Origin of the sequence: Tersicoccus mangrovi, from assembly GCF_036881825.1 — a bacterium.
In the GTDB taxonomy this organism is placed as follows: domain Bacteria; phylum Actinomycetota; class Actinomycetes; order Actinomycetales; family Micrococcaceae; genus Tersicoccus; species Tersicoccus mangrovi.
The window spans coordinates 120,403-142,977 of record NZ_JBAJMW010000007.1; the positions used below are offsets into that span (position 1 = coordinate 120,403).

Here is a 22,575-nt window from a genome sequence, read left to right on the forward strand (position 1 = left end):
GAGCCGTCCGGGACCGCGTGCGTGCGGAGCAACTCAGCCGAGGGCGCTGACCAGGGACGACGCGAAGGCGACGCCATGGTCCTTCTGCTCGTCCCCCGGCGTCACGACGAGGACGCCCGGCAGTGCCTTCAGGTAGCAGACGTTCGACTTGCCGGCCGTCTGCCCGCAGAAGCCGGAGCCCACGGCCTTCTTCGCCGTGACGATGTACGCGACGGACGCGGTGAAGTCCATGCCGGAGCGGTACTCGACGGTGGTGAGGTTGCCGTCGTTCTTGTACATCGTCGCCGGCCCTGAGCTGGAGGCGTCCTTCGTCCAGCTGCCGACGGCGGACGGCAGCTTCTGCGCCTTCGCCCCGGCGATCGGGGCGGAGGAGACCGGCCCTGCTGCCGCGGCGGAGGAGCTCTCCGCCGCCGACGGTGAGGCGGAAGCGCTCTCCGATGCCGAGGCGGAGGACGTCTCCGACGACGAGGCGGTTGGGGAAGCCGAGTCCGAGGCGGATGCGGACGCCGAGTCCGAGGACGTGGCCGACATGGTGGCGGTGTCCGAGGCGGAGGCGCTCACCGCTGCGGACGAACCGGAGCCGGTGGCGCCGGTCGAGCCGGACGAACACGCCGTCAGGGTGCCGAGGGCCAGAACCGCACAGACGGCGGCGGGTGCGAGGTATCGCTTCACGAACCAGTTCCTTTCACGAGCGTCGGCGCCCCGCGATCGCGAGACGCATCAACGCGGTCCCCCCGAGAAACCGGACCGGTGACCCTTGAACCATAACGGCTCAGGGGCGCATCGTCGCAGGTCACACGCGGAGAAGGCGGCCGGGACGTTGCCGTCTCGGCCGCCTTCTCGGTGCCGTGTTTCTACCGCGGACTGGTCACCAGCCGCGCTCGGAGAGCCGCGTGAACGACGTGCCCTGCAGGTCGGCGGGGTTCTGGCCGGCCTTCGACGCCGGCGGGACGTTGAGCCCGACCATGGCCTCGCCCAGGCCGCGGGAGACGTCGGCGATGACCGACGGGTCGTCGTGGAAGGTCGTCGCCTTGACGATGGCCTTCGCGCGCTGCTCCGGGTTGCCCGACTTGAAGATGCCGGAGCCGACGAACACGCCGTCGGCGCCGAGCTGCATCATCATGGCCGCGTCGGCCGGGGTCGCGATGCCGCCCGCGGTGAACATGACGACGGGGAGCTTGCCGGTCTCGGCGATCTCCTTGACCAGCTCGTACGGCGCCTGCAGCTCCTTGGCCGCGACATACAGCTCGTCGGGCGCCATCGAACGCAGCCGGTTGATCTCGGCGCGGATGGTGCGCATGTGGGTGGTGGCGTTGGAGACGTCGCCGGTGCCGGCCTCGCCCTTCGACCGGATCATGGCCGCGCCCTCGTTGATGCGGCGCAGCGCCTCGCCGAGGTTGGTGGCCCCGCAGACGAAGGGAACCGTGAAGGCCCACTTGTCGATGTGGTTGGAGTAGTCGGCCGGGGTCAGCACCTCGGACTCGTCGATGTAGTCGACGCCGAGGGACTGCAGCACCTGCGCCTCGACGAAGTGGCCGATGCGAGCCTTGGCCATGACCGGGATGGACACGGCCTCGACGATGGAGTCGATCATGTCGGGGTCGCTCATGCGGGACACGCCACCCTGGGCGCGGATGTCGGCGGGCACGCGCTCGAGCGCCATCACGGCGACGGCGCCGGCGTCCTCGGCGATGCGGGCCTGCTCGGCGGTGACGACGTCCATGATGACGCCACCCTTGAGCATCTCGGCCATTCCCCGCTTGACGCGGTCCGATCCGGTCACGGGGGTGGAGGTGGTCTCACTCGTCACAGCGGTTCGTTCCTTCGACTCGATCAATGGGTCACGCGGCGGTGCGCGCGGTGGTGCGCGGCGGCGGAGGGCACGCGGAGCGCCCTGTCGAGGGTAGGACATCGGGTCGCCGCGATGCGCGTCGCCCACCGGTCCACGGGCAGACGGGTGGCCCGCTCGACGTCGGTTCTCGTCGCCGAGTTCCGCGTCAGGCTGCGGTGTCAGCCTCCGGCGTCGTCGTCGCGGTCTCCGGCCTTCTCCCACGAGCGCAGGAAGGTGGCGACGTCGGTGGGCTCGATCGGGAATTCCGCGTTGTCCCGGTGCTGGAGGGTGCCGCGTCCGGTGAACATGTCGCGCAGGTACTGCATGCCCTGCCAGGCGGGGAAGACGGCGTCGGACGCGCGGTCGACCCGTTGCGCCGCCACGATCATGGCGCTCAGGGTGCGCACACCGCCCGCACTGGAGAGCCGGTACGGCACCCCGGCGATCTCCCCGCTGATGCGCGCCAGGTCCCGGGCAGTGACGGAGTCGCCGACGAAGCGGACGAATCGCGGCTGGTCGCCGGGGTGCAGCGCCACCTCGGCGGTCACCGCGGCGGTGTCGTCCCGGGTGGTGAAGTCCAGCGGCTGGTCCGCGTCGACCCAGTAGAGGACCCGGCGGAGTCGGGGCTGCAGCACCGGCATCGGACCGGTCAGCAGGTCGGTGAAGGCGCCGACCAGCACGCTCGTCGTCGCGATCGACGCCCGGTCCGCCCGCCCGGCGAACTCGCGTCGGAGGTCGATGTTGCGGTTGTCGCCGCGGTGGGTGCGGGTCCAGTCCAGGCAGTAGTCCGAGGGGACGAAGCGGCGAACCCCGGCTTCCACGGCAGCGTCCACGAGCACGGACTGCCGGTCGACGATGACGTCCCGCAGGCCGTTCCAGGCGCTGACGACGGCGTCCACCCCGTCCAGTGCGGCGGTGACGCTCGCCGGTTCGGCCCACGTGACCGGCACCGTCGTCGCCCCGAGTCGCACGGACTCGGCCGTGCGCGCCGGATCGGCGCCGGCGTCGACCAGCATCCGTACCGTGGCACCGCGGTCCAGCAGGGCGCGGACGATGCGTCCGCCGAGGTCACCGGCGGCTCCGGCGACGGCGACGGCACCCGTTCGGGGTCCGGTTTCCGGGGTCGTCTGCCCGCTCTCGTCCATGTCGCCATCCTGCCATCCGCGGGTCGATGGCGGGCTGGGAGCTTCCCGGGGGTTCACGTGGCCCGAGGCCTCAGGCCGTCGTCTGCTGGCGGACGGCGTGGATGCGCTGGCCCAGCGTCATGGCGGAGGCCACCGCCAGCAGGATCAGCACGACGAGCAGGCACACCGGCGGCAGGCCGAGGCCGGTGAACCCGGTGAAGACGAGGACGGCGACGAGCCGTTCGCTGCGCTCGGCGATGCCGACGTCGGCGCTCGCCCCGATCGCCTCGGCCCGCGCCCGGGCGTACGGCACCAGGCTGCCGAGGACGAGGCAGATCAACGCGACGACCGCGATCACCGCGTTGGCGCCGCCGGTGAAGTACCAGATGACGACGCCGGCGAAGATGGCCGCGTCGGCCACCCGGTCCAGCGTCGAGTCGAGGAACGCGCCCCACTCGCTGTGGCGGTCCAGGGCGCGCGCCATCAGGCCGTCGACGACGTCCGAGAACACGAACAGCGTGATGACGATCGTGCCCCAGAACAGCTGCCCGAGCGGGTAGAACACGAGCGCCGCCACGGTGACGCCGACGGTACCGACGATCGTCACCACGTCCGGTGAGACGTTCCGGCGCAGCAGGAACTGCGCCAGCGGCGTGAACAGCCGCGCGAAGAACGCCCGGGCGTACTTGTTGAGCACGGTCAGGCTCGAGCGTCGTCGGACACGGCGGTCTCGGACACCGGGGTGTAGGAGGCGGCGTCCGCCCGCTCCCCCGCGACCCGCTCGGCGACGTCGTCCCACGCCTCGTGCAGCTGCCGCCACTGCTCACCGAGGGTCTGGGTGATGGCCTTGGTCTGCGCGATGACCGGCATGAAGTTGCCGTCGCCTGCCCACCGCGGCACCACGTGCTGGTGCAGGTGCGCGGCGAGGCTGCCACCGGCCACCTGCCCGAGGTTCAGCCCCACGTTGAACGCCTCCGGGTGGGAGACGTGCCGCACGACCTCGATGGCCGTGCGCGTGAGGGTCTGCACCTCGACGATCTCCTCGTCCGTGAGGTCGGACAGGTCCGCGACGTGCCGGTACGGGTTCACCAGCAGGTGCCCGGGGTTGTACGGGAACAGGTTGATCAGCACGAAGCAGGTCCGCCCGCGGTGGACGATGAGGGACTCCTCGTCGCTGCGCTTCGGCGCGTTGCAGAACGGGCAGTCCGCGTCCTTCGGCTTCTCCTCCCCCGTGATGTAGGCGAGGCGGTGCGGGGTCCACAGGCGCGCGAAGGCGTCGCGGTCCCCGGCCAGGGCGAAGTCGTCGGTGACGGCCGCGTCGGAGGCCGCGGTCGCGGCGTCGTCCCCGTGCCCCGAGGCCTGCCGGCCCGCCTCCGTCACGAGTTGACCCGGTCGCGGACGGTGGCGACGATCTTCTCGATCGCCTGCTCGATCGGCACCCCGTTCTCCTGGCTGCCGTCGCGGTAGCGGAAGGAGACGGCGCCGGCCTCGGCGTCCTCCCCGCCCGCGATGAGCACGAAGGGCACCTTCTCCTTGGCGGCGGTGCGGATCTTCTTCGGGAACCGGTCGGTGCCGTCGTCGAGCTGGGCGCGGATGCCCTGCTTCTTCAGGCGGGTGACGATGTCGGCCATGTAGTCGGCGAACGCCTCGGCCACGGGGATGCCGATCACCTGCACCGGCGCCAGCCAGGCGGGGAACGCGCCGGCGTAGTGCTCGGTGAGCACGCCCATGAACCGCTCGATCGACCCGAATTTGGCCGAGTGGATCATGACCGGCTGCTTGCGGGTGCCGTCGGCCGCCTGGTACTCGAGGCCGAACCGCTCGGGCTGGTTGAAGTCGTACTGGATGGTCGACATCTGCCAGGTGCGGCCGATCGCGTCACGGGCCTGCACCGACACCTTCGGGCCGTAGTAGGCGGCGCCGCCCGGATCCGGGACGAGCTCGAGCCCGGTCGAGGCGCACACGTCGGCGAGCACCTGGGTGGCCTTCTCCCACTGCTCGTCCGAGCCGATGAACTTGCTCGACTCGGGATCCCGGGTGGAGAGCTCGAGGTAGAAGTCGTTGAGCCCGAAGTCGCGCAGCAGGCCGAGCACAAAGTCGAGCAGGTGGCGGATCTCGTCGGGCGCCTGCTCCTCGGTGACGTAGGAGTGCGAGTCGTCCTGCGCGAAGCCGCGCACGCGGGTCAGGCCGTGCACGACGCCGGACTTCTCGTACCGGTAGACGTGCCCGAACTCGAACAGCCGCAGCGGCAGCTCGCGGTAGGACCGGCCGCGCGACCGGTAGATGAGGTTGTGCATGGGGCAGTTCATCGCCTTGAGCCGGTACTCCTGGCCCGGCTTGGTGATGGTGCCGTCCTCGTCGCGCTCCTCGTCCACGTGCAGCGGCGGGAACATCGTGTCCGCGTAGTACGGCAGGTGGCCGGAGGTGTGGAACAGGCCGTCCTTGGAGATGTGCGGGGTGCCGACGTACTCGAAGCCCTCGGCCACGTGCCGGGCACGGACGTAGTCCTCCATCTCGCGCTTGATGATGCCGCCGCGCGGGTGGAAGACGGGCAGGCCGGAGCCGAGCTCGTCGGGGAAGGAGAACAGGTCGAGTTCGCGGCCGAGCTTGCGGTGGTCGCGGCGCTCCGCCTCGGCGAGGCGCTCCTGGTAGGCCTTGAGGTCCTCCTTGGACGCCCAGGCGGTGCCGTAGATGCGCTGCAGCTGCGGGTTGTTCTCGTTGCCGCGCCAGTACGCGGCCGCGCTGCGGGTCAGGGCGTAGGCGTTGCCGATCAGCTTGGTGGTGGGCAGGTGCGGCCCGCGGCACAGGTCCTTCCAGACGGTGTCGCCGGACTTGCGGTCCACGTTGTCGTAGATGGTCAGACCGCCCTCGCCGACCTCCTGAGCGGCGCCCTCGGCGGCCCCGTCGGCGTTGGACTTCAGGCCGATCAGCTCGAGCTTGTACGGCTCACCGGCCATCTCGGCCCGTGCGTCGTCGTCGGACACCTCGCGGCGCACGAAGGACTGGGACGCGTTGACGATACGCAGCATCATCTTCTCGAGGGCCTTGAGGTCCTCGGGGGTGAACGGCTCCTCGACGTCGAAGTCGAAGTAGAAGCCGTCGGTGATGTGCGGGCCGATGCCGAGCTTGGCGTCGGGGCGCAGCTGCTGGACCGCCTGGGCCATGACGTGCGCGGTCGAGTGGCGCAGCACGTTCAGCCCGTCCGGGGAGTCGATGGTCAGGGGGATGACGACGTCACCGTTCTTGACCGGGGTGGCGAGGTCCTTCAGCTCCCCGTCGACGCGCATGACGACGACGTCCCGGCGGTCGGCGAACAGCTCGGTGCCGGTGGTGTCCGTGGTGACCACGACCTCCTCGGTGTGCTGCGACGCGAGGGCGGACGGGGTGTTCTGGGCCACGGGGTGTCTCCTTGGGTTGTCGGCGTCACGGTTCACGACATACGACGCCGCAACCCGCCGTTCTCCAGCGTAGCAACGGCGAACCGGCTCCCGTCACGATCGGCGTCGCCCACGGGTGCTCCCGGCCGGCCTCTCCCGCCGGCGCTCCGGTCGGCGCTCCGGTCGGCGCTCCCGCCGGCGCTCCCGCTGGCATGATCGTCTCTCGTGAAGCCTCCTGTCCTGATCGTCGGCTGCGGTGACCTCGGTACCGAGGCCGGCCTCCGGTTCGCTGCGGCCGGGCACCCGGTGACCGGGTGGCGCCGGAACCCGTCCGTGCTGCCGCCCGAGCTGCACGGTCAGGCCGCCGACGTCACCTATGCCGGCTCCCTGCCGCCGGTGGACCCCGCGACCGGCGTCGTCGTCATCGCACTCACGCCCGGGTCGCGGGATGCCGACGGGTACCGGGCAACGTATCTCGACGGGACGCGGGCGGCGCTGGCCGCCGTGGCGGCGGCCGGTGCGTCCCCGCGCGTGCTGTTCGTGTCTTCGACGTCGGTGGTCGGGGTCGACGACGGGCGTGAGGTGGACGAGTCCTGGTCCGGGGAGCCCGCGAGCGCGACCGGCGCGGTGCTGGCCGAGGCGGAACGGCTGGTGCTCGCCCTCCCCGGCGCCGTGGTGCTCCGGCTCGCCGGGGTCTACGGGCCCGGGCGTACCCGGCTGATCGACCGGGCGCGCAGCGGTGACGGCGGCCGAGCGGCGCACTGGACGAATCGGATCCACCGGGACGACGCCGCGATCGCGCTCATGCACCTCGCATCGCTGGCGGATCCGGCGCCGGTCTACCACGGCGTGGACGACGAGCCGGCCCTGGAGGCCGACGTCCTGGCGTTCCTCGCCGGTGAGCTCGGTGTGCCTGCGGGTGTCGACGCCGCTCACCCGGTCGCACCGTCGTCGCTTGCTGCCGCTTCCGACGACCCCCGGTACGGCGGAACGGGTGACTCGCTCGACGGCATTCCGTCCGGCGTACCCGACGCCGGCGAGTCCAGCGGTGCGTCGAACGGCTCGCCTGACGCCGTCGGGCGGGCGCCGTCGTCAAGCCCCGGGGAAGAGTCGCCCTCGGGGAAGCGGCTGCCCAACGTCCTGCTCCGGTCGACCGGCTGGGCTCCGGCCTACCCGTCCTACCGGGAGGGTTACCGGGCGATGCTCGCCGGGGTCGGCACCCGCCAACCGTGACAGCTCATCGTGCTGAGTTCGCCAGTTCTGCCCGACCACCGGGCTCTTTGAGCACCGCTTTCGGGCGAGACCCGCTGACTCAGCCGGACAGGAGAACGCGTTCGGGTGCGACCCGCTAAGTCACCTGGCCGGAGTGCGTACAGGCCGGCAGACCGCCGGACGTCAGACCGGGCGGCGCGCGATGACGACGGCCTGGGCAGTGCGCTCGTGAGCGGCCGGTGCTCGCTCCAGTCGGGCGACCTCCTCCATGCCCGCGGCCAGCAGCGCCGCTACCGCGTCGTCGGCCGTGCGGTCGTGCCGGTACAGGGCGACGTCGAGCCCGCGCTGACGGTACGCGCCGGACACCTCCGTCACCCCCGAACCCGACTGGAAGGCGAGCAGGACGTGGCCGCCCGGCTTCACGACTCGCCGCAGTTCGGTCAGCACAGCGGGCAGTTCGGCGTCGGGCGTGTGGATGGTCGAGTACCAGGAGAAGACGCCGTCGACCGCGGCGTCCGGGAGCGGAAGATCGGACAGCGACCCCACCCGTGACGGGAACTGCGTGTGGTCTCGCCGGGCCCGCCGGATCATCCCACGGGACAGGTCGATCCCCTGGACACGGCACCCGAGCCCGGCGAGCAGCGGCATCATCCGCCCGGCACCGCATCCGGCGTCGAGGACCTCGCGCGGCTCGGCCAGCAGCGAGGCGAAGTGCTCGATCATCGCCAGGTCCACGGGCAGCTCGGGCTCCGTCGAGGCGAAGGCATCGGCGTAGGCGTCCGCCACGGTGTCGTAGGCGCAACGCACGACGTCCTCGGCGACGGCGTCGTGATCGGTCGGTTTCACCCGCCGATCGTCTCAGGTCGGGGGCCGGCGGCGTCCACTCTCTGCCGAGTCCGTCACCTCGCCCTCGGGAGGGGTCGAAGACCACGGCCGCCGGGCGGAACCGGCGGACTCAAGACCGAGCCGATCGGAAAGGAGCCGCGGTCGACAGCAGCCTCCTTGAATGCCGCCGCACGGCGTGGCACGATCGCGCCGATGACCGCCCCCGCCACCCCCGAGCAGCGCCGATCCGACCTGGTGCGGCTGCGGCGTGTCCGGGACCGGATCGACCGCGAGTACGCCCGGCCGCTCGACGTCGAGGCCCTCGCCCGCGGGGTCAACCTCTCCGCCGGTCACCTGAGCCGCCAGTTCAAGCTCGCCTTCGGGGAATCGCCCTACGCCTACCTGATGACGCGGCGCATCGAACGGGCGATGGCCCTGCTGCGGCGCGGCGACCTCGGGGTCACCGAGGTCTGCTTCGCCGTCGGGTTCCAGTCGCTCGGCACGTTCAGCACCCGATTCAGCGAACTCGTCGGGATGCCGCCCAGCGTCTACCGCGCGCAGCAGTCGCACCCGACCACGGGCCTGCCCGCGTGCGTCGAGAAGCAGGTGACGCGACCGATCAGGAATCGAGAAGCGGACGCCGTCCCCGCTCCGTAGCGTCGGTGCCATGGCAGTCACCATCCACTCCAGTTTCCTTCCCCACACCGACCCGGAGGCCTCGCTGGCCTTCTACCGGGACGTCCTCGGCTTCGAGGTGCGCCTCGACGTCGGGCAGGGCGAGATGCGGTGGCTCACCGTCGGGCCCGCCGACCAGCCCGACACCGCCATCGTGCTCACGCCGCCGACGGTGCAGCCCGGCCTGACCGACGAGGAGAAGCAGACGATCCTCGACATGATCGCCAAGGGCACCTATGCCGGCATCAACCTCGCGGCCACCGACCTGGACGAGACCTTCGCGCGGATCGAGTCGACCGGCGCCGACATCGTCCAGGAGCCCACCGACCAGCCGTGGGGCGTGCGCGACTGCGCCCTGCGGGACCCGGCAGGGAACATGATCCGCATCCAGCAGGTCGGCTGAGTGCGACCTGGCCTGGACTGCAGCCGCTGAGTCCGTCGGTTCCGCCCCCGCACGACGATCGATGACCACCCCCGGAAGGCGGAACCGACGGACTCATGCGGCACCGGGCGGAACCGACCCAGCAGGAACCACGATCGACGCGGAGACCCCCGCCACGGATGCCGTCCTCCGGCGATACTGGAGGCGACTGAATCCCCGCCGTTCCCCGATCGAGGAGAGACGATGACCAGCGCCGCGACGACGAGCACGGACACCGGCACCACCGTGGCGGACACGCACGAGACGATCCGGGTCCGCGGAGCCCGCGAGAACAACCTCAAGGACGTCAGCCTCGACCTGCCCAAACGCCGGCTGACCGTCTTCACCGGCGTCTCCGGCTCCGGGAAGAGCTCGCTCGTGTTCGCGACCATCGCGGCCGAGTCGCAGCGCCTGATCAACGAGACCTACAGCGCGTTCCTGCAGGGCTTCATGCCCACCCTCGCCCGGCCCGAGGTGGACCAGCTGGAGGGCCTGACGACGGCGATCATCGTCGACCAGGAGCGGATGGGCGCCAACCCCCGCTCGACGGTCGGCACCGCCACCGACGCCAACGCGCTGCTGCGGATCCTCTTCAGCCGGCTCGGGACACCCCACGTCGGCCCGCCCACGGCCTTCTCGTTCAACGTGCCGACCCGGCGCGCCGGCGGCGTCATGAGCACCGAGAAAGGCGGCCGCGTCGAGAAGAAGGTGGTCAAGGACGCCGTCTACCTCGGCGGTATGTGCCCGGCATGCGAGGGCATGGGCCAGGTCTCCGCCTTCGACCTGACCGCGCTGTACGACCCGGAGAAGACGCTCGCCGACGGCGGCCTGACCGTACCCGGCTACAGCATGGACGGGTGGTACGGGCGGCTCTTCGAGGGCATGGGCCTGCCCATGGACAAGCCGATCGGCACGTTCACGAAGAAGCAGCTCGACACGATGCTGTACGCGGAGCCGACCAAGATCAAGGTCGAGGGCGTGAACCTGACCTTCGAGGGCGTGATCCCCCGGGTCCAGAAGTCGATGCTGTCCAAGGACGTCGAGGCGATGCAGCCCCACGTGCGCCGTTTCGTCGAACGGGCCATCACCTTCGGCACCTGCACCAGCTGCGACGGCACTCGCCTCACCCCCGAGGCACGCTCCTCGACCATCGCGGGCAAGAGCATCGCCGACGTGTGCTCCCTGCAGATCAGCGACCTCGCGACCTGGGTGCGCGAGCTCGACGAGCCGTCCGTGGCGCCCCTGCTGGCGGGGCTGCAGCACCTGCTCGACAGCTTCGTCGAGATCGGCCTGGGCTACCTCAGCCTCGACCGGCCCGCGGGCACGCTGAGCGGCGGCGAGGCGCAGCGCACCAAGATGATCCGCCACCTCGGCAGTTCGCTGACCGACGTCACCTACGTCTTCGACGAGCCCACCATCGGCCTGCACCCGCACGACATCGAGCGGATGAACGCGCTGCTCCTCGAACTGCGGGACAAAGGCAACACCGTCCTCGTCGTCGAGCACAAGCCGGAGACCATCGCCATCGCCGACCACGTCGTCGACCTCGGTCCCGGCGCCGGCGCCGGCGGTGGCACGGTGTGCTTCGAGGGCGACGTCGAGGGGCTGCGCGGCAGCGACACGGTCACCGGCCGACACCTCGACGACCGGGCGCGCCTGACGGAGAGCCCCCGACCGTCCACCGGCGCCATCGAGATCCGCGGCGCCGCCACCCACAACCTCAAAAACGTCGACGTGGACGTCCCGCTCGGCGTGCTGTGCGTGGTCACCGGCGTGGCCGGCTCCGGAAAGAGCTCGCTGATCCACGGGGCACTGGCCGACCGGGACGACGTCGTGGTCGTCGACCAGGGCGCCATCAAGGGGTCGCGCCGGAGCAACCCGGCGACCTACACGGGGCTGCTCGAGCCGATCCGCAAGGCTTTCGCGAAGGCCAACGACGTCAAGCCGGCCCTGTTCAGCGCGAACTCCGAGGGGGCGTGCCCGTCCTGCAAGGGCGCGGGTGTGATCTTCACCGAGCTCGGGGTGATGGACACCGTCGAGACCCCGTGCGAGGAGTGCGAGGGCCGCCGTTTCCAGGACGCCGTGCTGGAGTACACCCTCGGCGGGGCCAACATCGTCGAGGTCCTCGACATGTCGGTGGACGAGGCCCTGGCCTTCTTCGGCTCCGGCGACGCGAAGGTCCCGGCCGCGGAGAAGGTGCTGGCCCGGCTCTCCGACGTCGGGCTCGGCTACGTCAAGCTCGGGCAGGCCCTCTCCACCCTCTCCGGTGGCGAGCGGCAGCGCCTCAAACTGGCCGTCCAGATGGGCGAGAAGGGCGACGTCTACGTGCTCGACGAGCCGACCACCGGCCTGCACCTGGCCGACGTCGAGAACCTGCTCGCGCTGCTGGACCGGCTGGTGGACGCCGGGAAGTCGGTCATCGTGATCGAGCACCACCAGGCGGTGATGGCGCACGCGGACTGGATCATCGACCTCGGCCCCGGCGCCGGGCACGACGGCGGGAGGGTCGTGTTCGAGGGCACCCCGGCGGACCTGGTGGCACAGAAGACGACGCTCACCGGCAAGCACCTGGCAGCGTACGTCGGGGCGTGACCCGACTCAGCAAGGGTCAGCAGAGGTCAGCGGCGGTCGACCAGGCCCGCAGGCAGCCGAGTCAGCGGTTCCCGCCCGAAAGCCGGGCTCAAAGAGCACCGCCTTCAGGCGGGAACCGCTGACTCAGCGCAGAGGCCGGGCGGGAACCGCTACGTCAACACGAAACCGCTGAGTCACCGCGACAGAGCGGTGCGACCCCTCAGTGCTCCTCGTCGGCCGAGCCCGTCGAACCCTCGGGCACGTCGAACGCGGTGCTGACGGCGTTGATGTCCTCGCCGCCGCGGCCGGCGTCGGCGGCGTCGTCGAAGGCGGCGATAACGGCGGCCAGCAGGTCACCGCGCACCGCGGACGCCTCGGTCTGGGCCAGGGTGAGGTCCTTGCGCAGGCCGTCGAGGGCGAACTGGGGGCTGCGCTCGTCGGCCAGCATCGCCGAGCCCTTGACGTGGGCGTACGGGCTGTCGGTCGGCGTGCCGTCGATCGCCGTCAGGAACAGGTCCGGGTCGAGGTCGAAGGCCTGCGTGATGGCCAGCGACTGCGCGGTCGCCGCCGTCAGCGTGCCCAGCCAGACGTTGACCGCCAGCTTGAGCGCGCTCGCGTCCCCGTGACGCTCCCCGACCGGCACGGTGCGGGAGCCGACGACGCCGAACACCGGCGCGAGCCGGTCGATCGGCTCGCGGGCACCGGCCGCCAGGACCGTGAGCTTGCCCTGCTCGGCGGGCCCGAGAGTGCCGAGGACCGGGGCGTCGACGAGGGCGACGCCGGCCTTCTCCGCGACCTGAGCGATGCGGTGGGCGCCCTCGACGCCCGTCGTGCTCGACTGCATCCACACGGCCCCGTCCGGCAGCGCGGGCAGGAACGCCTCGGCGGTCTCGAGGACGGCGTCGGCGTCGAAGAGCATGGTCAGCACGACGTCGGCGTCACCGACGGCGTCCGCGGGATCGGTCGCGACCCGGGCGCCGTCGTCGGCGAGGGCCTCGGCCCGTTCGGCGGTGCGGTTCCACGCCGTGACGGCGAAACCGGCGCCGAGCAGGCGGCGGGCCATGGCGGCCCCCATCGTGCCGGTGCCGAGGACGGCGACCCGGCTGCGGCCCGGGGCGATGTCGGATGTGGTGTCGGTGTTCGTGCTCATGCGCGTCCTCCTGCAGTGATCGAGAGAGTGTCGGGGACGGTGTTCCTCACGTGAGGATGTCGCCGTCCACGTAGAACCAGTGGCCGTTCTCGCGCCGGAACCGCGACCGTTCGTGCAGGACGGCCGAGCCGTGCGGAGTGCGGTAGGCGGCGCGGTACTCGACGACGCCGGCATCGTCCCCGGCCGCGCCGCGGTCCCGGTCGACGATCTGCAGTCGGCGCCACTGCGTGCCGTCGTCCAGCTCGATGGCCAGCGGCCGGGTGCTCGCGTGCCAGGAGCGGCGCAGGTAGCCCTCGAGGCCGAGCGCGTACGCGCTGTAGCGGGAGCGCATGAGGGCCTCGGCGGTGATCGCGTCGCCGCCCTCGTGCAGCGGTCCGCAGCACTGGGCGTACTCGGCGCCCGAGCCGCACGGGCAGGAGCGAACCGCCGAGCCTTCACCGGCGACCCCGGCGTCGTCGGACCCGCCGGGTCCGTCGCTCACGCGAGGGCGGCGAGCACGACCGGCTCGTCGTGACCCGGCCAGGAGCCGAGCAGCCGCGCCTGGCCCGCGGTGACGTCCGCGTCGGCGATCTCGTCGAGCACGTGCTGCACCGTCACGGTCATGAGGCCGGCGTCGATCACCGTGGTCTCGCCGGCGATCTCGGCCGACTGCACGTCGAGCGTCCCGGCCGCGTCGTCGGCCTCCTCGAGGCTGTGACCCGGCAGGCTGCCGTCGCTGCGCACCGTCATCGTCGGCTCCATCGGCGTGCTCGCGCCGTCCATGACCTGGTCGGCCTGACCGGTGCCGTCGAGGATGGCAGCGGCCAGGGCCCGCACGTACACGGCGTCCCCGGTGGCGTCGTAGACGTACCGGGTGCCGAGCACGGAGTGCTCCATGGTCGTGATCAGGCTCGCGGGACCACCCTCGGGCAGCGGCTGCGCGCGGTAGGTCATCGGCACCTGGAGGACGGGACCGTCACCGGTGCTGACGAGCAGCGTCTCGACGCCGACCTCGCCGTCCGGATCGTCGAACCGGTAGGCGGCGACCTTGGTCAGCTCGGGCACCTCGTCCCCGTCGTACCACGCCTGCAGCGGCAGCCACTGGGCCACCGCCTCGAGCTTGCCGGGCTTCAGTTCCGCGTCGTAGATCAGTGCCATAGGCCGATGCTAACGGGTGCGGATGACCATCTTGCCGACGTTCTCCCCGCGCATCATGGCGAGGAAGCCGTCGACCGCGTGGTCGATGCCGTCGATCACGGTCTCGTCGGTCACGACCTTGCCGTCCCGCAGCCACGGTCCCATGGCCTGCTGGTACTCCGCGGCCTGGTCGAGGTGGAAGCCGACGGTGAAGCCGCGCAGCGTCAGGCCCTGCTTGACGATGTTGGCCATGTTGTCCGGGCCGGGCGTCTTCTCGGTGGTGTTGTACTGGGCGATCGCACCGCACACGGCGACGCGGCCGTCGCGGTTCAGGACGTCCAGGGCCGCCTCGAGGTGGTCGCCGCCGACGTTGTCGAAGTAGACGTCGACGCCGTCGGGCGCGTGCTCGGGCAGCTGCTCGCGCACGGGGGCGTCCTTGTAGTTGAACGCGGCGTCGAAGCCGTAGCGCTCGGTGACGAGGCGGACCTTCTCCGCCGACCCGGCGGAGCCGATGACGCGCTTGGCGCCGAGCTGCCGGGCGATCTGCCCGACGGCGGAGCCGACCGCACCGGCGGCACCGGAGACGAACACGGTGTCGCCCTCGCGGATCGACGCGATGGTGGTCAGGCCGACCCAGGCGGTCAGGCCCGTCATGCCGAGGATGCCGAGGAACGCCGAGTCGGAGACACCCGGCACCCGCTGCACCGCGGTGAACCCGGCGGCGTCGCCCTGCGCCACGTCACGCCAGCCCTGCTGGTGCAGCACCGTGGTGCCCACCGGCAGCGCGTCGGCGGTCGAGGCGACGACCTCGCCGACCGCTCCCCCGGTCATCGCCTCGCCGACGGCGAAGGGCGGCACGTAGCTCTTGCCCTCGTTCATCCGGCCACGCATGTAGGGGTCGACGGAGACGAAGGTGTTGGCGACGCGCACCTGGCCCGGCTGCAGGTCGGGCAGATCGACGCGGACGGTGCTGAAGTTCTCGGGCGTCGGCCAGCCCGTGGGCCGGGAGGCGAGATGGATCTGGGTGCTGACGGTGGGCGCGGTGGCGCCGTTGTCGCTGGACGTGGTCATGACGGCGGCAACACGGCCGTGGCGCGTCCTGTTCCGTGGCTCCGGTCACACGGCCGTCAGAAACCGTCCGGCGGCGTCCGCTCAGTCGGTGCCGGCGGAGCGGCGCATCCGGTCCCGGATCGGCTCGTAGTGCCGCCGGATCGCGGCTTCGAGCTCGCCCGGAGAGCCGGACTCGATCGCGTCGATGATGGCGTGGTGGGCCTGCGCGGTCTCCTCCAGGTGGGTGGGTGGCCCGATGGTGTCGTCGACCAGCGAGTGCACCTGCCAGAAGACGTCGAGCAACTGCCCGACCAGGGCGTTGCCGCTCATCGAGACGAGCAGCTGGTGGAACTGCCGGTCCTCGGCCGGGAACTCGCGGCCCTGCGCCGCGAGATCCACCATGGCGGTGGCGAGGGAGCGCATCGCCGCGCGCGTGTCCACGTCGAGCCGCTCGACGATCAGCGGCGCCCAGTCGATCTCGAGGAGCTCCCGGAGGTCGATGAGGTCGGCCAGGAAGTGCTTGTCCCGGTGGGAGGTGAGCATGCCGCGGAACGCGAGCGACTCGGCCAGCCCGGTCAGGGAGAGCGTGCCGACAAAGGTGCCGTACCCGTGCCGGACCTCGACGATGTCGAGCGCGGAGAGCGTCTTCATCGCCTCGCGGATGCGGGAGCGGCTGACGGCGAGCTGGTCGCTGAGCTCGTTCTCGGTGGGCATCGGGTCGCCCGGGGAGAGCCGGTTCACCAGGATGTACTGCTTGATCCGGTCCACCACACTGAGCGGTTCGCGACCGGTCCTGTCGTCGGGTGCCGGCCACTGCGTCGCCATCCGCGCTCCCCTCTTCCCCGGCCGGATCTCCCCCACCGGCCAACCCTGTTCAGCCATCACTGCCTTTCAGCCTATCGACGTGGGCGAACGGGGAACGTCGCGCCCCGGCCGCCACGCGGTGCCTTCCGATGGTGTTGCCTGGAACACATCGCTCGGCTAGTCTACCGGACATCGGATGTCTGACGTCCTATATCCATCCATCCTTCTCAGGAGACCTCATGAGTTCAACGGCGACCTCCGGAGCCTGGTACCGCGCCATCTCCCCCCGGCAATGGAAGGCCTTCGTCGCCGCCTGGCTGGGCTACCTGCTCGACGGATTCGACTTCGTCATCATCACGCTCGTCCTGACGGAGGTGATCAAGGAGTTCCAGCTCTCCACCGTGCAGGGAGCGACCCTCGTCTCGGCCGCCTTCATCTCCCGGTGGTTCGGCGGCCTGGCGCTCGGCGCCTTCGCTGACCGCTTCGGCCGCAAGAACGCCATGGTGTTCAGCATCGTGCTCTTCTCGATCGGCTCGGTCCTCTGCGCGATCGCCCCGGCCTACTGGGTGCTGTTCGGCGCACGCCTGATGATCGGCCTCGGCATGGCCGGCGAGTACAGCTCCAGCTCGACGTACGTCATCGAGTCCTGGCCCCAGCACCTGCGCAACAAGGCGTCCGGCTTCCTCATCAGCGGCTTCTCCGTCGGCACCGTCCTCTCCGCCCAGGTGTACCGGCTGGTCGTGCCCGAGTTCGGCTGGCGTGCCCTCTTCGCGGTCGGCCTGATCCCCATCGCGATCGCCCTGTGGCTGCGCCGGTCCCTCCCCGAGTCCGAGGACTGGACCGCCGCGCAGCAGCGGGTCGCCGCCTCGGGCGCACGGATGCCCAACATGTTCGGCACCCTCTACCGCGGGCCGCGAGCGGCCCTGAACATCGTGCTCACCGTCGTCGCCTTCGCCGCGCTGCTCCTGATCTTCTCGGTCACCGGCACGCCCACGCTCGTCGTCGTCCTCGGCGCTCTCGCCTGCGCCGCCGTGTTCGTCTGGTTCATGGTCCAGTTCGAGGGACCCCGCTGGCCGACCGGCGTGACGCTGATGGTGGTCGTCTTCACGGCCTTCCTCTACTCGTGGCCCATCCAGGCGCTGCTCCCGACCTACCTGAAGGTCGATCTCGGCCTCGACCCGAGCCACGTCGCCGACGTCCTCTTCTTCGCCGGCTTCGGCGCGGCCGTGGGCTGCATCGTCGCGGGATTCACCGGCGACCGCTTCGGCACCCGGCGCGCGTACTGGGTCAGCCTCATCGTCTCCGAGCTGCTCGTGTTCCCGGTGTTCCTGATCGGCGGCAGCAGCCTCGTGCTGCTCGGCGCCCTGCTCTTCGCGCAGCAGGTGTTCGGGCAGGGCATCGCCGGACTGCTGCCCAAGTGGATCGGCGGATACTTCTCGGTCGACAAGCGCGCCGCGGGACTGGGCTTCACCTACAACGTCGGCGCGCTCGGCGGCGCCGTCGCCCCGGTGCTCGGCGCGGGACTCGCCAGCACGATGCCGCTCGGTACCGCCCTGGCGGTCCTCTCCTTCGGTCTGACCGCCATCGTCATCGTCCTGCTCGCGATCAACGCCCCGCTGCGGGCGCAGCGGGCGATCCGGCCGGACCACGTGTGGCCCTCGGACAGCGAGGACGTCGTCCCCCGGGTCGTCCAGACCACCGACGGCGCCACGCTCACCCGGACCGCCGAGCAGTAGCGTCGGACACCACCGCCACACCGCACGACACCCCCACCACCACCACCGCACCACCAGCAAGGAGCACTCCCCGTGACCAGCACTCCCCTCCGTCTCTCCGGCGTCGTCCCGCCGCTCGTCACCCCGCTGACCGAGGACCGCACGCTCGACGTGCCCTCGTTCGAACGGCTGATCGAGCGGATGCTGGCGGCCGGCGTGGACGGCGTCTTCCCGCTCGGCTCGACGAGCGAGGTGGCGTTCTGCACCGACACGATGCGCGCGCAGATCCTCGCGGAGGCGGTGCGGATCGTCGACGGCCGGGTGCCGGTCATCGCCGGAGTGATCGACATGCAGACCCCGCGCGTGCTCGAGCACGTCGCCGCGGCCGTCGACGCCGGGGCGGACGCCGTGGTCGCCACCGCGCCGTTCTACGCCGTCACCGCACCCGCCCAGGTGCGACGGCACTTCGAGATCATCGGCGAGCGCAGCGCGGTCCCCGTGTTCGCCTATGACATCCCCGTGTGCGTGCACACCAAGCTCGACCCGCGGATGCTCGTCGAGCTCGGGTCGGCGGGGGCGATCGCCGGCGTCAAGGACTCTTCCAACGACGACGTCGCGTTCCGGCGGCTGACGCTGCTCAACCGGGACGCCGGTTCTCCGCTGGCCGTGTTCACCGGTCATGAGTTCGTGGTCGACGGCGCCTACCTGGCCGGCGCCGACGGCGTGGTGCCGGGTCTCGGCAACGTCGACCCCGCCGGCTACGTCCGGCTGCACCGGGCCGCGACGACCGGGGACTGGGAGGCCGCTCGCACCGAGCAGGACCGCCTCGCCCGGCTGATGGAGATCTGCCTCGTGGCCCAGGACACGGGCGGCTGGGGTGCGGGGGTGGGTGCCTTCAAGACCGCCCTGGAACTGCTCGGCGTGATCACCACGCGCCGGCTGCCCGAGCCGTTCGACGGGTTCAGCGACGCCGACGTCGCGCGGGTCAAGGCCGTGCTCGACGAGGTGGGCCCGCGGGCATGAGCCCGCGCCCCCTCCCGGAACCCGTCATCGGGGTCGACCTCGGCGGGACCAAGCTCTCCGCCGGTCTCGTCGCGGCCGACGGGAGCGTGCGCCACGCGGCGACCGTCCCGACGCCTGCCACCGCCGGCCCCGACGCGATCCTTGCCGCGATGGTCGCGCTCGTCCGGTCGATCGTGGCCGCCGCGGCGGCCGAGGGCTGTTCCGTCGCGGGTCTCGGCGTCGGGGCCGCCGGGGTGATCGACCCCGCCACGGGCACCGTGGCGGCCGCGACCGACCACCTGCGCGGCTGGGCCGGCACGCCGGTGGCCGAGCGGCTGGCCGCCGCGACCGGGCTGCCCGTGCGCGTGGTCAACGACGTGCACGCCCATGGCCTCGGGGAAGCACGGTACGGCGCCGGTGCCGGGCTGGCGGCGGTCCTGCTGGTCGCCGCCGGAACCGGGCTCGGCGGCGCCCTCGTGCTCGACGGCCGCGTCGTCACGGGGGCTCGCGGAGTCGCCGGTCATCTCGGCCACGTCCCCTCTCCCGAGGCCACCGGGCTGCCGTGCTCGTGCGGCCGGGCCGGGCACCTCGAGGCCGTCGCCTCCGGGACGGGCCTGCGGGACCGCTACCGCGAGGGCGCCGACGGGACGGACGTCACGACGGGCGCGGACGTCGCGCGCCTGGCCGCCGGCGGCGACCCCTGGGCGACCGCCTGCCTGGACCGTTCCGCCGTCGCCCTCGGCCGGGCCATCGGCGGCTGGATCAACACCGTCGACCCCGACGTCGTCATCGTCACCGGAGGCCTGGCTGCGGCGGGACCCCGATGGTGGGACCGGCTCCGGCAGGCGGTGGACGCCGAGACCATCCCCGCGGCGGCCGGATGCCCCGTCGTGCCCGCGACCCTGGGCCCACACGCCGCCCTGGTCGGCGCCGCGGGCTTCCTGAGCAACGACGACAGCGACCACCCGATCTCGAGGAGCCGAGCATGACCGCGTCCACCACTGACCTCCTTGACGCCCTCGACGGGCGCCTGATCGTCTCGTGCCAGGCGTATCCCGGGGAGCCGATGCGCCATCCCGAGACGATGGCGCAGATCGCGCAGGCCGCCGTGGCCGGCGGTGCCGCGGGCATCCGCGCGCAGGGGCTGGCCGACATCGCGCTGATCGCCGAGCGGCTGCCCGGCGTCCCGCTGATCGGGCTGTGGAAGGTCGGCGCCGAGGGGGTCTTCATCACCCCCACGCTGCGGCACGCCCGCGCCGTGCGCGACGCCGGCGCCGCGATCGTCGCGATCGACGGCACGCGCCGACCCCGCCCCGACGGGCTGACCCTGGCGTCGACCGTCGCGGCTCTCCACGCGGACGACGAGGGCGCACCCGGGGACGGCACCCTCGTGATGGCCGACTGCGGCAGCCTCGAGGACGCGCTGGCCGCCGCCGAGGCCGGGGCCGACCTGATCGGCACCACCCTCGCCGGGTACACCGGTGAGCGGCCGCGGACCGACGGCCCGGACCTCGACCTGATCGCGCGCATCACCGAACGCCTGCCCGGCGTCCCGCTGATCGCCGAGGGCCGCATCCACACGCCCGCGCAGGCCGCGGCCGCGCGCGACGCCGGGGCCCTCGCCGTCGTCGTCGGTACCGCCATCACGCACCCCACCACCATCACCGGCTGGTTCGCGGTCGCGCTCTGATGCGCGCCCGGCCGGGCCGGCGCACGGCACCCACTACGATCAGTCACGACCCGACCCGAGGCAGGCCATGGACGTCATCATCACCACCGAGCACGAGAATCCCGGACGCATCGCCGCCGACGCGATCGCCGCGCTCGTGGACCGCACGCCCACCGCGGTCCTGGGCCTGGCCACCGGGTCCAGTCCGCTGAGCATCTACGCGGACCTCGCCGAGCGGGTGGCGGCCGGCACCCTGAGCCTGGCGCGGGTGCGCGGCTTCATGCTCGACGAGTACGTCGGTCTGCCCGCGGACCACCCGGAGCGGTACCGCAACGTCATCGACCGGGATCTCGTCTCCCGCACCGACCTCGACCCGGCCCTCGTGCAGGGTCCCGACGGGCTGGCCACGGACATCCCCGCCGCGTGCGCCGCCTACGAGGACGCGATCCACGACGCCGGCGGGGTCGACCTGCAGATCCTCGGCATCGGCGCCGACGGGCACATCGGCTTCAACGAACCCGGTTCCTCGCTCGGCTCCCGCACCCGGATCAAGACGCTGACCCGGCAGACCCGCGAGGACAACGCCCGGTTCTTCGGCAGCGACGTGGACGCCGTGCCCGCCCACTGCCTCACCCAGGGCATCGCCACGATCATGGAGGCCCGGCGGATCGTGCTCGTCGCCGTCGGGCAGGCCAAGGCCGAGGCCGTGCACCACCTCGTCGAGGGCTCCATCTCCGCGCTGTGGCCGGCGACGATCCTCCAGATGCACCCGGCCGTCACCGTCATCCTCGACGCGGCGTCCGCCTCCCGCCTGCAGCTGGCCGAGTACTACCGCCAGACCCGCGCCGGCCGTCCCGCCTGGCAGCAGTGACCGGCACCCCGCTCGTCCTCACCGCCGCCCGCGTCGTCACTGACGCGGGCGTGCTCGCGCCCGGCTGGGTGCGCGTGGAGGACGGCGTGATCACCGGGGTCGGCGACGGGCCGGCACCGGGTACGGGAAACAGCTCGCCGGACGGTGTGCTCGAGCTGGGGGACGTGACGCTCGCGCCTGGTTTCGTCGACCTGCACCAGCACGGCGGCGGCGGCACGGCCTACACCGACGGGCCGGACGCAGCCCGCGCCGCCATCGCGGCTCACCGCAGGCACGGCACGACGTCGGTGCTCGCGAGCCTCGTCACGGACGGCGTGGACCGTCTCGAGGCGCAGGTCCGCGCGCTCGCTCCGCTCGTCGAGGCCGGCGAGCTGCTCGGCGTGCATCTGGAGGGGCCGTGGCTCTCCCCCGCCCACCGCGGCGCCCACGACGCCGGGCTGTTGACCGCCCCGACCGCCGTCGATGTACGTCGCCTGCTCGCCGCGGCCCCGGGCACCGTGCGGATGGTGACGATCGCCCCGGAACTGGACGGCGCGCTCGACGCCGTCGCCCTGCTCGCCTCCGAGGGTGTCGTGGCCGCCGTCGGGCACACCGACGCGTCGCTGGAGCAGGGGCACGCGGCGATCGACGCCGGCGCCCGGGTCGCCACCCACCTGTTCAACGCCGAACGGCCCCTGCACCACCGCGAGCCCGGCGTCATCCTGGCGCTGCTGCAGCGGCCCGAGGTGACCGTGGAGCTGATCGCCGACGGGGTGCACCTGCACCCGGCGATGCTCCGGCACGCGGCGACCTCCGCGGCGGGCGGCTTCGCGCTCGTGACCGACGCGATGGCCGCCGCGGGCGCCCCCGACGGCCCCTACCGGCTGGGCCCGCTCGACGTCGAGGTGAGCGGCGGGGTCGCCCGGGTCGCCGGGACCGACACGATCGCCGGCAGCACCCTGACCCTGGACCGGGCCGTCCGCTTCGCCGTCCGGGAGGCGGGACTGCCGCTGGAGGCCGCGCTGGCCGCGGCGTCGACGACGCCGGCGGACGTGCTCGGCCGGTCCGACCTCGGCCGGCTCGCGTCGGGTGCACGGGCGGACCTCGTGGTGCTCGACGACGAGCTCACCGTCACGCGCGTGATGCGCGCCGGAGCTTGGGTCTGACCAGCGCCCGTCGACGC

At 72.0% G+C, this 22,575-nt stretch carries 23 protein-coding genes; 11 read left to right on the top strand and 12 right to left on the bottom strand.

Going from position 1 to position 22,575, the window contains the following annotated elements:
- Positions 1 to 33: 33 nt before the first annotated feature.
- A complete protein-coding gene (locus tag V6N00_RS14475; protein ID WP_334233338.1) occupies positions 34 to 279 on the bottom strand; it encodes a hypothetical protein in 246 nt (81 codons plus the stop codon).
- Here V6N00_RS14475 and V6N00_RS14480 point away from each other — a divergent pair.
- On the top strand, positions 272 to 754 hold the full coding sequence (locus V6N00_RS14480; RefSeq protein WP_334233340.1) for a hypothetical protein: 483 nt from the start codon (positions 272 to 274) through the stop codon (positions 752 to 754). The genes V6N00_RS14475 and V6N00_RS14480 overlap by 8 nt on opposite strands.
- A 114-nt stretch (positions 755 to 868) precedes the next feature.
- Here the strand turns inward: V6N00_RS14480 and pdxS are convergent, their stop codons facing one another.
- The 5 genes from pdxS to thrS all read right to left on the bottom strand — a co-directional run bounded on the left by pdxS (position 869) and on the right by thrS (position 6,353).
- Positions 869 to 1,810 carry a pyridoxal 5'-phosphate synthase lyase subunit PdxS gene (pdxS, locus tag V6N00_RS14485; protein WP_334233341.1) on the bottom strand — a complete coding sequence of 314 codons (942 nt, stop codon included), beginning with the start codon at positions 1,808 to 1,810 and terminating at the stop codon, positions 869 to 871.
- A gap of 200 nt (positions 1,811 to 2,010) precedes the next feature.
- The gene (locus V6N00_RS14490) at positions 2,011 to 2,976 is read right to left on the bottom strand and encodes an NmrA family NAD(P)-binding protein (protein WP_334233343.1); all 966 of its coding nucleotides are present in this window, start codon (positions 2,974 to 2,976) and stop codon (positions 2,011 to 2,013) included.
- A gap of 70 nt (positions 2,977 to 3,046) precedes the next feature.
- Complete coding sequence (gene pgsA, locus V6N00_RS14495; protein ID WP_334233345.1) at positions 3,047 to 3,652, bottom strand: phosphatidylinositol phosphate synthase; 606 nt, start codon at positions 3,650 to 3,652, stop codon at positions 3,047 to 3,049.
- Between the two features lie 2 nt (positions 3,653 to 3,654).
- On the bottom strand, positions 3,655 to 4,335 hold the full coding sequence (locus V6N00_RS14500; protein WP_334233347.1) for an HIT family protein: 681 nt from the start codon (positions 4,333 to 4,335) through the stop codon (positions 3,655 to 3,657).
- Positions 4,332 to 6,353 (bottom strand): threonine--tRNA ligase, encoded by a 2,022-nt coding sequence (gene thrS, locus V6N00_RS14505; RefSeq protein ID WP_416385092.1) that lies wholly within the window; start codon positions 6,351 to 6,353, stop codon positions 4,332 to 4,334. Before thrS ends, V6N00_RS14500 begins: the two co-directional genes overlap by 4 nt.
- A 204-nt stretch (positions 6,354 to 6,557) precedes the next feature.
- Here thrS and V6N00_RS14510 point away from each other — a divergent pair, with 204 nt between their 5' ends.
- Complete coding sequence (locus V6N00_RS14510; protein WP_334233349.1) at positions 6,558 to 7,565, top strand: NAD-dependent epimerase/dehydratase family protein; 1,008 nt, start codon at positions 6,558 to 6,560, stop codon at positions 7,563 to 7,565.
- A gap of 162 nt (positions 7,566 to 7,727) precedes the next feature.
- Here the strand turns inward: V6N00_RS14510 and V6N00_RS14515 are convergent, their stop codons facing one another.
- Positions 7,728 to 8,390, bottom strand: a complete 663-nt coding sequence (locus tag V6N00_RS14515; RefSeq protein ID WP_334233350.1) for a class I SAM-dependent methyltransferase — start codon at positions 8,388 to 8,390, stop codon at positions 7,728 to 7,730.
- A 192-nt stretch (positions 8,391 to 8,582) separates the two neighbouring features.
- Between V6N00_RS14515 and V6N00_RS14520 the strand changes: the two genes are divergently transcribed.
- The 3 genes from V6N00_RS14520 (at position 8,583) to V6N00_RS14530 (ending at position 12,057) form a co-directional block, all read left to right on the top strand.
- Positions 8,583 to 9,026 carry a helix-turn-helix transcriptional regulator gene (locus V6N00_RS14520; RefSeq protein WP_334233352.1) on the top strand — a complete coding sequence of 148 codons (444 nt, stop codon included), beginning with the start codon at positions 8,583 to 8,585 and terminating at the stop codon, positions 9,024 to 9,026.
- Positions 9,027 to 9,036: 10 nt separating this feature from the next.
- Entirely contained in the window at positions 9,037 to 9,447 is a 411-nt protein-coding gene (locus V6N00_RS14525) for a VOC family protein (protein WP_334233354.1), read from the top strand.
- 222 nt (positions 9,448 to 9,669) lie between these two features.
- Positions 9,670 to 12,057, top strand: a complete 2,388-nt coding sequence (locus V6N00_RS14530; RefSeq protein WP_334233356.1) for an excinuclease ABC subunit UvrA — start codon at positions 9,670 to 9,672, stop codon at positions 12,055 to 12,057.
- Between the two features lie 199 nt (positions 12,058 to 12,256).
- Here the strand turns inward: V6N00_RS14530 and V6N00_RS14535 are convergent, their stop codons facing one another.
- The 5 genes from V6N00_RS14535 to V6N00_RS14555 form a co-directional block, all read right to left on the bottom strand.
- Entirely contained in the window at positions 12,257 to 13,186 is a 930-nt protein-coding gene (locus tag V6N00_RS14535; RefSeq protein WP_334233359.1) for an NAD(P)-dependent oxidoreductase, read from the bottom strand.
- 46 nt (positions 13,187 to 13,232) lie between these two features.
- Positions 13,233 to 13,667: a YchJ family protein gene (locus tag V6N00_RS14540; RefSeq protein ID WP_334233360.1), complete on the bottom strand. Its 435-nt coding sequence runs from the start codon at positions 13,665 to 13,667 to the stop codon at positions 13,233 to 13,235.
- Complete coding sequence (locus V6N00_RS14545) at positions 13,664 to 14,323, bottom strand: CG0192-related protein (RefSeq protein ID WP_334233362.1); 660 nt, start codon at positions 14,321 to 14,323, stop codon at positions 13,664 to 13,666. Before V6N00_RS14545 ends, V6N00_RS14540 begins: the two co-directional genes overlap by 4 nt.
- Before the next feature lie 9 nt (positions 14,324 to 14,332).
- A complete protein-coding gene (locus V6N00_RS14550; protein ID WP_334233364.1) occupies positions 14,333 to 15,373 on the bottom strand; it encodes an NADP-dependent oxidoreductase in 1,041 nt (346 codons plus the stop codon).
- An 81-nt stretch (positions 15,374 to 15,454) separates the two neighbouring features.
- Positions 15,455 to 16,177: a FadR/GntR family transcriptional regulator gene (locus tag V6N00_RS14555; protein WP_334233365.1), complete on the bottom strand. Its 723-nt coding sequence runs from the start codon at positions 16,175 to 16,177 to the stop codon at positions 15,455 to 15,457.
- A gap of 218 nt (positions 16,178 to 16,395) precedes the next feature.
- Here V6N00_RS14555 and V6N00_RS14560 point away from each other — a divergent pair, with 218 nt between their 5' ends.
- The 6 genes from V6N00_RS14560 (at position 16,396) to nagA (ending at position 22,558) form a co-directional block, all read left to right on the top strand.
- Positions 16,396 to 17,892 (top strand): MFS transporter, encoded by a 1,497-nt coding sequence (locus tag V6N00_RS14560; RefSeq protein ID WP_334233366.1) that lies wholly within the window; start codon positions 16,396 to 16,398, stop codon positions 17,890 to 17,892.
- 72 nt (positions 17,893 to 17,964) lie between these two features.
- Positions 17,965 to 18,894: a dihydrodipicolinate synthase family protein gene (locus tag V6N00_RS14565; RefSeq protein WP_334233368.1), complete on the top strand. Its 930-nt coding sequence runs from the start codon at positions 17,965 to 17,967 to the stop codon at positions 18,892 to 18,894.
- Positions 18,891 to 19,862, top strand: a complete 972-nt coding sequence (locus tag V6N00_RS14570) for an ROK family protein (protein WP_334233369.1) — start codon at positions 18,891 to 18,893, stop codon at positions 19,860 to 19,862. The genes V6N00_RS14565 and V6N00_RS14570 overlap by 4 nt, the downstream gene beginning before the upstream one ends.
- The gene (locus V6N00_RS14575; RefSeq protein WP_334233371.1) at positions 19,859 to 20,563 is read left to right on the top strand and encodes an N-acetylmannosamine-6-phosphate 2-epimerase; all 705 of its coding nucleotides are present in this window, start codon (positions 19,859 to 19,861) and stop codon (positions 20,561 to 20,563) included. The genes V6N00_RS14570 and V6N00_RS14575 overlap by 4 nt, the downstream gene beginning before the upstream one ends.
- A 67-nt stretch (positions 20,564 to 20,630) precedes the next feature.
- The gene (gene nagB, locus V6N00_RS14580; RefSeq protein ID WP_334233373.1) at positions 20,631 to 21,413 is read left to right on the top strand and encodes a glucosamine-6-phosphate deaminase; all 783 of its coding nucleotides are present in this window, start codon (positions 20,631 to 20,633) and stop codon (positions 21,411 to 21,413) included.
- Positions 21,410 to 22,558 (top strand): N-acetylglucosamine-6-phosphate deacetylase, encoded by a 1,149-nt coding sequence (nagA, locus tag V6N00_RS14585; protein ID WP_334233374.1) that lies wholly within the window; start codon positions 21,410 to 21,412, stop codon positions 22,556 to 22,558. Before nagB ends, nagA begins: the two co-directional genes overlap by 4 nt.
- Positions 22,559 to 22,575 lie beyond the last annotated feature (17 nt).

Coding starts and splice junctions, on each gene's coding strand:
- V6N00_RS14475 (WP_334233338.1), bottom strand. CDS start 279: ATGTACAAGAACGACGGCAACCTCACCACCGTCGAGTACCGCTCCGGC.
- V6N00_RS14490 (WP_334233343.1), bottom strand. CDS start 2,976: ATGGACGAGAGCGGGCAGACGACCCCGGAAACCGGACCCCGAACGGGT.
- V6N00_RS14520 (WP_334233352.1), top strand. CDS start 8,583: ATGACCGCCCCCGCCACCCCCGAGCAGCGCCGATCCGACCTGGTGCGG.
- V6N00_RS14525 (WP_334233354.1), top strand. CDS start 9,037: ATGGCAGTCACCATCCACTCCAGTTTCCTTCCCCACACCGACCCGGAG.
- V6N00_RS14530 (WP_334233356.1), top strand. CDS start 9,670: ATGACCAGCGCCGCGACGACGAGCACGGACACCGGCACCACCGTGGCG.
- V6N00_RS14535 (WP_334233359.1), bottom strand. CDS start 13,186: ATGAGCACGAACACCGACACCACATCCGACATCGCCCCGGGCCGCAGC.
- V6N00_RS14545 (WP_334233362.1), bottom strand. CDS start 14,323: ATGGCACTGATCTACGACGCGGAACTGAAGCCCGGCAAGCTCGAGGCG.
- V6N00_RS14550 (WP_334233364.1), bottom strand. CDS start 15,373: ATGACCACGTCCAGCGACAACGGCGCCACCGCGCCCACCGTCAGCACC.
- V6N00_RS14555 (WP_334233365.1), bottom strand. CDS start 16,177: ATGGCGACGCAGTGGCCGGCACCCGACGACAGGACCGGTCGCGAACCG.
- V6N00_RS14560 (WP_334233366.1), top strand. CDS start 16,396: ATGAGTTCAACGGCGACCTCCGGAGCCTGGTACCGCGCCATCTCCCCC.
- V6N00_RS14570 (WP_334233369.1), top strand. CDS start 18,891: ATGAGCCCGCGCCCCCTCCCGGAACCCGTCATCGGGGTCGACCTCGGC.
- V6N00_RS14575 (WP_334233371.1), top strand. CDS start 19,859: ATGACCGCGTCCACCACTGACCTCCTTGACGCCCTCGACGGGCGCCTG.
- nagB (WP_334233373.1), top strand. CDS start 20,631: ATGGACGTCATCATCACCACCGAGCACGAGAATCCCGGACGCATCGCC.